This is a genomic window from Micromonospora sp. NPDC051141, assembly GCF_044455765.1.
Classification (GTDB): Bacteria; Actinomycetota; Actinomycetes; order Mycobacteriales; family Micromonosporaceae; genus Micromonospora.
On the sequence record NZ_JBITFD010000035.1, the window covers coordinates 1 to 11,903 of the forward strand.

4 protein-coding genes are annotated in these 11,903 nt (G+C 69.0%); all 4 read left to right on the forward strand.

Features of this window, described 5'->3' with window-relative positions:
* A partial coding sequence (locus tag ACIA6B_RS32420; RefSeq protein ID WP_396779289.1) for an SDR family NAD(P)-dependent oxidoreductase occupies positions 1-4,491 on the forward strand: 4,491 nt, incomplete at its 5' end.
* Positions 4,488-4,634, forward strand: a complete 147-nt coding sequence (locus ACIA6B_RS32425; RefSeq protein WP_396779291.1) for a polyketide synthase docking domain-containing protein — start codon at positions 4,488-4,490, stop codon at positions 4,632-4,634. The genes ACIA6B_RS32420 and ACIA6B_RS32425, both read left to right, overlap by 4 nt.
* A 56-nt stretch (positions 4,635-4,690) precedes the next feature.
* Positions 4,691-4,993, forward strand: a complete 303-nt coding sequence (locus ACIA6B_RS32430) for a hypothetical protein (RefSeq protein ID WP_396779293.1) — start codon at positions 4,691-4,693, stop codon at positions 4,991-4,993.
* Between the two features lie 29 nt (positions 4,994-5,022).
* Positions 5,023-11,903 (forward strand): SDR family NAD(P)-dependent oxidoreductase (locus ACIA6B_RS32435; protein WP_396779295.1); only part of this gene is annotated, 6,881 nt, incomplete at its 3' end.

Here is an 11,903-nt window from a genome sequence, read left to right on the forward strand (position 1 = left end):
CACAGTCAGGGTGAGATCGCTGCGGCGTGTGTGGCTGGTGGTTTGTCGTTGGAGGATGGGGCGAGGGTGGTGGTGTTGCGGAGTCGGGCGATCGCGGCGTTGTCGGGGTCGGGGGGCATGGTGTCGGTGCCGGCCCCGCTCTCTGAGGTGCGGGAGTTGATCGGCGGGTGGGGTGGGGACCTGTCGGTGGCGGCGGTCAATGGTCCGGCGCAGGTGGTGATTTCGGGTACCACGGTCGCGTGTGAGCAGTTCGTGCGGACGCACGCGGGGTTGGGGGTCCGCCGGATCGCGGTGGACTACGCCTCACATTCACCGCAGGTCGAGGCGATCGAGGACCGGCTACGCACCGACCTGGCTGGTCTGCGGCCCTCCACCGGGCAGGTGCCGTTCTACTCGACCGTGGAGGCGGGGCGGGTCGATACCGCGGGTCTTGACGGGGAGTACTGGTATCGGAATTTGCGGCATCAGGTGCGGTTCGCGGAGGTGATCCAGACCCTGGTCGAGGCCGGTCATCGGATGTTCGTGGAGGTTAGTTCGCATCCGGTGTTGGCGATGGCGGTGGAGCAGGCCGGTGAGGGCTTGGTGGTGGCGGGCACGCTGCGTCGTGACGACGGTGGGCGTGATCGTTGGCTGCGGTCGGTGGCTGCTCTGCACGTGGCTGGTGTCGCTGTTGACTGGACCCCGGTGTTGGGCAGCGGTCCGACCCACACGGTTGCCCTGCCGACGTACCCGTTTGAGCATCAGCGGTTCTGGCCGCAGACCGTGGCCGGCGGTGTGGGGGATGTTCGGGGGTTGGGTCAGGGTTCGGTTGATCATCCGTTGTTGCGTGCGGCGGTGTCGTTGGCTGATGGGGACGCGGTGGTGTTGACCGGCCGGTTGTCCCTGTCTACGCAGCCGTGGTTGGCCGATCATGCGGTGTTGGGTGCGGTGTTGTTGGCGGGCACGGCGTTCGTGGAGTTGGTGTTGTACGCCGGTGACCAGGTGGGTTGTGCCTCCGTGGAGGAGTTGACGCTGCAGACCCCGTTGCTGCTGTCGGAGCAGGGTGGGGTGCAGGTGCAGGTGTGGGTCGGTGACCCCGACCAGGGCGGTCGGCGGCCGGTCAATGTGTACTCCCGGCCAGAAGGCGTGGAGGGTTCGTGGATTCGGCATGCCACGGGTGTGTTGAGTCCGCAGGCTGGTCGGGTGCCGTCGGGGTTGGGGCAGTGGCCGCCGGTTGACGCGCGGCCGGTGGGTGTGGACGGCGTGTATGAGCGGTTGGCCGACGGCGGGTATGTGTATGGGCCGGTGTTTCAGGGTTTGCGGGCGGTGTGGCATTCCGATCGGGATGTGTTTGCGGAGGTGGCACTGCCCGAGGGCGTCGAGACCGGTGGGTTCGGGTTGCATCCGGCGGTGTTGGACGCGGCGTTGCACCCGATCGGGTTGACCGGCCTGCTCGGCGACGATGGCGGGGCGGTGTTGCCGTTCGCGTGGACCGGGGTGCGACTGTACGCGACCGGGGCGACCACGCTACGGGTCCGGCTCACACCCGCCGACGGCGGGGCTATCGCGGTGGCGGTGTTCGACACCACCGGCCAGCCGGTCCTGACCGCGGACTCGCTGGTGTTGCGACCGGTGACCACCGACCAGTTGGGCGCCGGGGTACCGGATGCGGCGCAGTCACTGTTCGCCGTGGAATGGGTACCGCTGCCAGACGCGGAGCCTGACACCACGGCGGCGGCTACCGAGCTGGTCTGGGCGTGGCATGGGCAGGTTGACGGTGAGCTGCCTGCGGTGGTGGTCGCCGAGCTACCGGCTCCAGACGGTGCGGTGGGTGTTGTCGAGGCCACGCACGCGGCGAGCACCCTGGTGTTGCGCTGGGTCCAGGACTGGCTGGCCGATGCGGGCACGGACGGTTCCCGGCTGGTGGTGCTCACCCGTGGCGCTACCGACGGCAGTGACCTGGCCGCGGCTGCCGTGTGGGGCCTGGTCCGCTCCGCGCAGTCCGAACACCCCAACCGGTTCATCCTGCTCGACCTCGACGAGCACACCCACTACGACACCGGCCAGGGTAGCGACCTGGGCAGGATCCTCACGACGGCCCTCAACAGCGGCGAACCGGAGATCGCAGTACGCGCTGGTGGGTTGTATGTGCGGCGGTTGACCCGGACCGGCACCGGGCAGCTGTCCCTGCCCAGCCCTGACCGGTTGTCGTGGCGTCTGGATGTGTCGGAGCCGGGCAGTTTGGACAACCTCACGGTGGTGGACTGTCCGGAGGCGGCGGCGCCGTTGGCGGCGGGGCAGGTACGGGTGGGGGTACGAGCGGCGGGATTGAACTTCCGCGACGTGTGGCTCGCGTTGGGAATGTCCCCGGATCCGGCTGCGGTGATGGGTAGCGAGGCAGCCGGAGTAGTGCTCGAGACCGCCCCGGACGTGACCGGGATGGTGGTCGGGGACCGGGTGTTCGGCATGTTCGACGGAGCATTCGGGCCGGTGGCGGTCACCGATCATCGTCTCCTGGCCCGGGTCCCACAGGGCTGGTCGTTCACTCGGGCGGCGTCGGTGCCGATCGTCTACCTGACCGCGTTCTACGCGTTGCGGGATCTGGCCGAGGTACGGCCAGGCCAACGGATCCTGATCCACGCCGCGGCCGGCGGCGTCGGCATGGCCGCGGTGCAACTAGCCCATGCCTGGGGATTGCAGGTGTACGCCACCGCCAGCGCCGGCAAGTGGAACACCTTACGCCGAATGGGTGTGGACGATGCGCATCTAGCCTCGTCCCGCGATCTGGACTTCCGCCGCAGCTTCCTGACCGCGACCGGCGGGCAGGGCGTGGAAGTGGTCCTCAACGCCCTGACCGGGGAATTCGTGGATGCGTCACTGGACCTGCTGCCCCGCGGCGGCCGATTCGTGGAGATGGGTAAAACCGACACAAGGGACCCGGCTCAGGTTGCCGCAGACCATCCCGGAGTGGCGTACCAGGCGTTCAACCTGCCCGACGCCGGCGCTGACCGGATCGGGCAGATGCTGGGCGAGATCGCGGACATGTTCGCCGCGGACATCCTCCAGCCACTGCCGGTGAGGGTGTTCGAGTCAACCGAGGCCGTGCAGGCCCTTCGTTACCTGCAGGCGGCGCGTCATGTGGGCAAGGTGGTGCTGCGGCTGCCGGCCGGTCTGGATGCGGGTGGCACGGTGGTGGTCACTGGTGGGACGGGGATGTTGGGTGGGTTGGTGGCCCGGCATCTGGTCACCGCGCACGGGGTCAGGCACCTGTTGTTGTTGTCCCGGCGCGGCTCGGCCGCGCCGGGGGCGGCGGAGCTGGCCGGTGAGCTGACCGCGTTGGGCGCGCGTGTTCAGGTGGTGGCGTGTGATGTCGCTGACCGGGACGCGCTGGCGGCGGTGTTGGCGGGGGTGCCAGCTGAGCATCCGGTGGTCGGGGTGGTGCACACCGCCGCAGTCCTCGACGACGGGGTGGTCGAGGCGTTGACGCCGCAGCGGCTGGAGCCGGTACTGCGGGCGAAGGCGGATGCGGCATGGTGGTTACATGAGCTGACCCGGGACATGGATCTCGGGTTGTTCGTGGTGTATTCGTCGGCGGCGGCCACCCTCGGGTCGCCCGGGCAGGGAAACTACGCCGCGGCGAACGCCGTTCTGGATGCCTTGGCGCTGCGGCGGCAGTCCGAGGGTCTGGTCGGTCAGTCGTTGGCGTGGGGGCTGTGGGCCCAGCAGTCAGCCATGACTGGACACCTCGACGAGGCCGACCTGGACCGGATGCGGCGGAACGGCATCCTTGCCCTCTCCTCCGAGCAGGGCCTGGCGTTGTTCGACGCGGCAGTACGTACTCACCAGCCGCAGCTCGTACCGATCCGGGTGGACCTGGCCGCGCTCCGTCGTAGCGGAGCCGGTGGTGTGCCACCGGTGTGGCGGACGTTGGCCGGCGGCTCGGCCCGCCGGGCGGCGACCACCACCGGCGCGCGGGTGGATCTGGCCGCGAGGCTGGCGGCTATGGGAGTGGAGGAGCGCCAGCGAACAGTCCTGGAACTGGTACGGGCACACGCCGCGGTCGTGCTCGGCCACGTTGGCCCCGCGACGATTGATCCGGACAGCGCGTTCCGGGATCTCGGTTTCGACTCGTTGACCGCGGTGGAGTTGCGTAACCGGTTGGCCGCCGCGACCGGATTGTCGTTGCCGGCCACGTTGGTCTTCGACTACCCCACTCCCGCCGCACTCGGCCGGGAGCTGTGGACGCGAGTGGTGCCAGAGGAGAAGACGCCCGCAAATGCGCTGCAGTCCGACCTGGACCGGATCGAGCAGGCCATACGCACGTGGGCCCCGGGTGATGGCGGAGATCCGACGAAGCTGGCGGACCGCCTGCGTGAACTGGCGCGCAGGATCGAGGCCCAGACGGGGGGCCCCGGGGCAACCCCGGTGATCGACACTTATGCAGCCTCAGATGACGAGCTGTTCGACGTTCTCGACAAGATCGCAAGCTCCGAGGGAGGGCGAACGGCGTGAGCAACGATGAGAAGCTGCGGACATATCTGCGACAGGCCACGGACAACCTGCTGGAGACCCGGCGACGCCTGCACGAGGTTCAGGATCGAGTGACTGGACCCATCGCCGCGGTCTCGATGGCCTGCCCGGCATCAACTGGCTGACCGCCGTGGAGCTGCATAACCGACTGGTCACCGCGACCGGGCTGTCCATGCCGGCCATGCTGATCTTCGACCATCGGACACCGACCGCTCTGGCCGACCATCTTCGGGTTCAGCTGTGGCCGGCCGAGGAGGCCGAGGTGCCGGCCGTCGCCGAGCTCGATCGGTTGGAGAGCGCGCTCGCCGGGCCGGGCGTGGATGCGGATACGCGTGCTCAGCTCGCCCGGCGTCTTCAGGCGTTGGTCGTTCGGCTCGCCGCGCCGCTGCCCGCGGAGTCGGCCGCCGGGCCCGACGCCGATTTGGACGAGGTCACCGATGACGAGCTGTTCGAACTTGTCGACAACGAGCTCGGCTCGGCCTGAATGCCCGTACCCGCTCCGGAGGGACACCCGTGACCAACGACGACAAGCTGCGCGAGTACCTCAAGCGGACCGTTGCCGAGCTGCGCCAGGCCAACCGCCGGGTACAGGCCTTGGAGGCCGCCAGTGTCGAGCCGGTGGCGATCGTGGGGATGGGGTGTCGGTATCCGGGTGGGGTGGGTGACCCGGAGGGGTTCTGGCAGCTGCTGGTCGAGGGCGTCGACGCGGTGGGTGAGTTCCCCACGGATCGGGGTTGGGATGTCGGGTCGTCAGATGGCCCGGGTCCGGCGCGGTCGGGGAGTGGCTTTGCGCGCAGGGGTGGGTTCCTGGCTGGTGCGGCGTTGTTCGACGCGGGGTTCTTCGGGATCAGTCCGCGTGAGGCTGTGGCGATGGATCCGCGGCAGCGGTTGTTGTTGGAGGTTTCCTGGGAGGCGTTGGAGCGGGCCGGGATCGACCCGTCGGGGCTACGCGGCTCGGACACCGGCGTGTATGTGGGCACCACCGGCCATGACTACATCTCGATGATCGGCGACACACAGACCGAAACCGAGGGATACGCGCTGACCGGGACCAACGCAAGTGTGGCATCCGGGCGGGTGGCGTACACCCTGGGCCTGGAGGGGCCGGCGGTGTCGGTGGACACGGCGTGTTCGTCGTCGTTGGTGGCGGTGCATTTGGCGGCGCAGGCGTTGCGGTCGGGTGAGTGTTCGATGGCCCTGGCTGGTGGCGTAGCGGTGATGGCCACTGCGGGGGCATTTGTGGAGTTTTCCCGGCAGGGTGGGTTGGCTGCTGACGGGCGGTGTAAACCGTTCGCGGACGCCGCCGACGGCACGGGTTGGGGTGAGGGCGTCGGGATTCTGGTGTTGGAGCGGTTGTCGGATGCTCGTCGGCGGGGGCATCAGGTGTTGGCGGTGGTGCGGGGCAGCGCGGTCAACCAGGACGGCGCTTCCAATGGGTTGAGTGCGCCGAATGGTCCGTCGCAGCAGCGGGTGATCCGTCAGGCTTTGGCGAATGCGCGGTTGTCGCCGGGCGACGTGGATGTGGTGGAGGCACACGGCACGGGCACCACCCTGGGTGACCCGATCGAGGCGCAGGCGCTCATCGCCACGTACGGCCAGGACCGGCCCGAGGAGCAACCGTTGCGGTTGGGGTCGGTGAAGTCGAACATCGGTCACACTATGGCGGCCGCGGGGGTTGCCGGGATCATCAAGATGGTCTTGGCGATGCGGCACGGGTTGATGCCCAGGACGCTGCACGTGGATGCCCCGTCGTCACATGTGGACTGGTCGGCCGGGTCGGTGCGTCTGCTGACCGAGGCCACGCCGTGGCCTGTCAACGGCCGGCTGCGGCGGGCTGGGGTGTCGTCGTTCGGGATCAGTGGCACCAACGCCCACCTCATCCTTGAGGAAGCCGAATCGGGCGTGTCGCCGCAGGGCACACGGGCCGACCCGGCGGGCTCGGGCCAGGAGCCGCCAACCGCTCCGCTGCCGGGCGGCGGGGTGGTGCCGTGGCTGTTGTCGGCCAAGTCCGAGGTCGCGTTGCGGGCGCAGGCGCAGCGGTTGGCCGGGTTCCTGACCGACCGGTCCGAGGTGGATTCGGTTGCGGTTGGGCGGGCGTTGGTGGACGGCCGGGCGACCGGGTTCGCGCATCGGGGTGTGGTGCTTGGCCAGCAGCGGTCGGCCTTGATGGATGGGTTGCGGGTGCTGGCCGCGGGTGGTCAGGCGTCGGGGGCGGTGAGTGGGGTTGCGGGGTCTGGTCGGCTGGCGGTGGTGTTTTCCGGGCAGGGGAGTCAGCGGCCCGGGATGGGTCTGGGCTTGTATGAGACGTATCCGGTGTTCGCGGAGACGTTCGATCAGGTCTGCGCGTCCTTCGACCAGCATCTCGAACGGCCGTTGCGGGACGTGGTCGCGGGCGAGCCGCAGCTGTTGGATCAGACGATGTACACCCAGGCGGGGCTGTTCGCGGTGCAGGTGGCCTTGTACCGGCTGATCAGCTCCTGGGGGGTGGCCCCGGAGTATGTGGCGGGGCATTCGATCGGCGAGCTGAGCGCGGCTCATGTGGCGGGGGTGTGGGATCTGGCCGATGCGGTGGCGGTGGTGGCCGCGCGGGGCCGCCTTATGCAGGCGCTACCCGCTGGTGGCGCCATGGTGGCGCTGACCGCCAGTGACACTGAAGCGAAGAAGTTGATCGCCGGGCACACCGACCTGGTAGGGGTGGCGGCGATCAACGGCCTCCGCTCGACGGTGATCTCCGGTGACCAGGACGTGGTGTTGGAACTGGCGCAACAGTGGCGGGACGCCGGCGGCAAGGCCCGGCGGTTGCGGGTCAGTCACGCGTTCCATTCGCCGTTGATGGAGCCGATGCTGCCCGACTTCGCCCACGTGTTGCACGGGGTGGCATGGCGGGAGCCGACCATCCCGGTGGTCTCCGGCACCCCCGGCGCCCGAGTGACCGAACCCGAATACTGGTTGGCGCACGCCCGCCAGACGGTGCGGTACCACGACGCGGTGACCGCGCTGCGCGAGCAGGGTGTGGATGTTTTCCTCGAATTGGGCCCGGACGGCACGCTGACCTCCATGGCCGGCACCCCCGAAGTCCCGGAAGCGGGGGTGTGGCTGCCGGCGATGCGCGCCGAACGCGATGAGCCGCAGACATTATTGACCGCGGTCGCTGGTGTCCACGTGCACGGCGGTGCGGTGAACTGGCCAATACTGCTCGACACGAGTGCCGGCCCGGCCGAGGCCACGGGCGTAGGCGGAGCCATCGCGCTGCGGGCTGAGTTGCCTACCTATCCGTTTCAGCATGAGCGGTTCTGGCCGCAGACCGTGGCCAGCGGTGTGGGGGATGCTCGGGGGTTGGGTCAGGGCTCGGTTGATCATCCGTTGTTGCGTGCGGCGGTGTCGTTGGCTGATGGGGACGGGGTGGTGTTGACCGGCCGGTTGTCGTTGTCGGGGCAGCCGTGGTTGGCCGATCATGCGGTGTTGGGTGCGGTGTTGTTGGCGGGCACGGCGTTCGTGGAACTGGTGTTGTACGCCAGCGACCAGGTGGGTTGTGCCTCCGTGGAGGAGTTGACGCTGCAGACCCCGTTGCTGCTGCCCGAACAGGGCGCAGCGCAGGTCCAGGTGTGGGTCGGTGACCCCGACCAGGACGGTCGACGGCCGGTCAACGTGTACTCCCGGCCCGAAGGCGCGGAGGGTGTGGGGGGTGCGTGGATTCGGCATGCCACGGGTGTGCTGAGTCCGCAGGCGGGTCGGGTGCCGTCCGGGTTGGGGCAGTGGCCGCCGGTCGACGCGCGGCCGGTGGCGGTGGACGGCGTGTATGAGCGGTTGGCCGGTGGCGGGTACGTGTATGGGCCGGTGTTTCAGGGTTTGCGGGCGGTGTGGCGTTCCGATCGGGATGTGTTTGCGGAGGTGGTACTGCCCGAGCAGGACGCAGCGGGTGGGTTCGGGTTGCATCCGGCGGTGTTGGACGCGGCGTTGCACCCGATCGGGTTGACCGGACTTCTCGGCGACGACGATGGCGGGGCGGTGTTGCCGTTCGCGTGGAGTGGGGTGCGACTGTACGCGACCGGGGCGACCACGTTGCGGGTCCGGCTCACACCAGCCGACGACGGGGCTATCGCGGTGGCGGTGTTCGACACCGCGGGCCAGCCGGTGCTGACCGCGGACTCGTTGGTGTTGCGGCCGGTGACCGCCGACCAGTTGGGCCCCGGGATGCCGGATGCGGCGCAGTCGCTGCTCGCGGTGGAGTGGGTGCCGCTGCCGGACGCGGAACCGGAGGCTGCCGAACCGGTCTGGGGACGGCACGGGCAGGTTGATGGTGAGCTGCCCCCAGTCGTGGTCGCCGAGCTACCGGCCCCGGGCGATGCGGTTGGCGTTGTCGAGGCCACGCACGCGGCGAGCACGGTGGTGTTGGGTTGGCTCCAGGACTGGTTGGCCGATGCGGCCACGGACGGTTCCCGGTTGGTGGTGGTCACTCGGGGCGCTACTGATGGCAGTGATCTGGCTGCGGCGGCGGTGTGGGGTCTGGTCCGTTCCGCGCAGTCCGAGCATCCTCACCGGTTCGTCCTGCTCGACCTCGACGACGACACCCACCGTGACGAGCTGGGCAGGATCCTGACCGCGGTTGTCGACAGCGGCGAGTCGGAGATCGCGGTACGCGCTGGTGGGTTGTATGTGCGGCGGTTGGTCCGGGCCGGTACTGGCCGTCTGCTCCTGCCTGGTCGCGACCGGTTGTCGTGGCGTCTGGATGTGTCGGAGCCGGGCAGTTTGGACAACCTCACGGTGGTGGACTGTCCGGAGGCGGCGGCGCCGTTGGGGGTTGGGCAGGTACGGGTGGGGGTGCGGGCGGCGGGGTTGAACTTTCGGGATGTGTTGGTGGGGTTGGGTATGTATCCGGATCCGGCTGCGGTGATGGGTAGTGAGGCAGCCGGGGTGGTGCTCGAGGTTGGCCCGGACGTGACCGGGATGGTGGTCGGGGACCGGGTGTTCGGCATGTTCAACGGGGCGTTGGGGCCGGTGGCGGTCACTGATCATCGTGTCCTGGCCCGGATCCCGCTGGGGTGGTCGTTTACTCGGGCGGCGTCGGTGCCGATTGTGTTTCTGACCGCGTTCTACGCGTTGCGGGATCTGGCCGGTGTGCGGGCGGGGCAGCGGATCCTGATTCATGCCGCGGCTGGTGGGGTGGGTATGGCCGCGGTGCAGTTGGCGCGGGCGTGGGGGTTGCAGGTGTACGCCACTGCCAGCGCCGGTAAGTGGGACACCTTGCGCCAGATGGGTGTGGACGATACGCACCTGGCTTCTTCCCGCGATCTGGAGTTCCGTCGCAGCTTCCTGACCGTGACCGGTGGGGAGGGGGTGGATGTGGTGCTCAACGCCTTGGCCGGTGAGTTCGTGGACGCGTCGCTGGACCTGCTTCCCCGTGGTGGCCAGTTCGTGGAGATGGGTAAGACCGACGTGCGGGTTGCCGCAGACCATCCCGGGGTGGTGTATCAGGCGTTCGACCTGTCCGACGCCGGCGCTGACCGGATCGGGCAGATGCTGGGCGAGATCCTGGACATGTTCGCCGCGGACATCCTCCAGCCACTGCCGGTGAGGGTGTTCGAGTCAACCCAGGCCGTGCAGGCCCTTCGTTATCTGCAGGCGGCGCGTCATGTGGGCAAGGTGGTGCTGCGGCTGCCGGCCGGGCTGGATTCGGGTGGCACGGTGGTGGTCACTGGTGGGACGGGGATGTTGGGTGGGTTGGTGGCCCGGCATCTGGTCACCGCGCACGGGGTCAGGCATCTGTTGTTGTTGTCCCGGCGCGGCCTGGCGGCGGCCGGGGGGAGGGAACTGGTCGATGAGCTGACGGAGCTGGGCGCCCGGGTGCGGGTGGCGATGTGTGATGCCGCTGACCGGGATGCGCTGGCTGAGGTGTTCGCAGGGGTACCGGCCGAGTATCCGGTGGTGGGGGTGGTGCATACCGCGGGTGTGCTTGATGACGGGGTGGTCGAGGCGTTGACGCCGCAGCGGCTGGAGCCGGTACTGCGGGCGAAGGCGGATGCGGCATGGTGGTTGCACGAGCTGACCCGGGACATGGATCTCGGGTTGTTCGTGGTGTATTCGTCGGCGGCGGCCACGCTCGGATCACCGGGGCAGGGAAACTACGCCGCGGCGAACGCCGTTCTGGACGCTTTGGCGCTGCGACGGCAGTCCGAGGGTCTGGTCGGTCAGTCGTTGGCGTGGGGGCTGTGGGCCCAGCAGTCAGCCATGACTGGACACCTCGACGAGGCCGACCTGGACCGGATGCGACGCAGCGGCATCCTTGCCCTCTCTTCCGAGCAGGGCCTGGCGTTGTTCGACGCGGCAATACGTACTGACCAGGCGCAGCTCGTACCGATCCGGGTGGACCTGGCCGCGCTCCGTCGTAGCGGAGCGGGTGGCGTGCCACCGGTGTGGCGGACGTTGGCTGGTAGCTCCGCCCGCCGGGCGGCGTCCACCGCCGATACGCCGGTGGATCTGGCCGCCAGGCTGGCGGCTGTGGGAGTTGAGGAGCGCCGGCCGGCAGTCCTGGAACTGGTGCGTACCCACGCGGCTACAGCCCTTGGTCACGACAGTGCTCAGGCGGTCGCACCTGATCGGGCGTTCCGTGAGCTTGGGTTCGACTCGTTGACCGCGGTGGAGCTGCGTAACCGGCTGGCCACCGCGACCGGGCTGTCGCTGCCGGCCACGCTGGTCTTCGACCATCCCACCCCGCAGGTTCTGACCGACCATCTAATGGGCCTGCTGCTTGGCAAGAACGCTGCCGTAGCCGTCGCGCCGGTGGCGGTCGGTGTAGATGTCGATGAGCCGGTGGCGATTGTGGGGATGGGGTGTCGGTATCCGGGTGGGGTGGACGACCCGGACGGGTTCTGGCGGCTGCTGGTCGAGGGTGTCGACGCGGTGGAGGGGTTCCCCACCGATCGGGGTTGGGATGTCGGGCCGTGGGATGACCCGGACCCGGATTCGGCGCGATCGGGAGCCAGTTACGTCCGGCAGGGTGGGTTTTTGACTGGTGCGGCGTTGTTCGATGCGGGGTTCTTCGGGGTCAGTCCGCGTGAGGCTGTGGCGATGGATCCGCAGCAGCGGTTGTTGTTGGAGGTTTCCTGGGAGGCGTTGGAGCGGGCCGGGATCGACCCGTCCGGGCTGCGCGGGTCGGACACCGGCGTGTATGTCGGCACCAGCGGCCAGGACTACATCTCGATAATCGGTGACGCGCAGACCGGCAGCGAGGGGCATCTGCTGACGGGTAACGCGGCCAGTGTCATGTCCGGGCGGGTGGCGTACACCCTGGGGTTGGAGGGCCCGGCGGTGTCGGTGGACACGGCGTGTTCGTCCTCGGCGGTCGCGGTGCATCTGGCGGCGCAGGCGTTGCGCTCGGGTGAGTGTTCGATGGC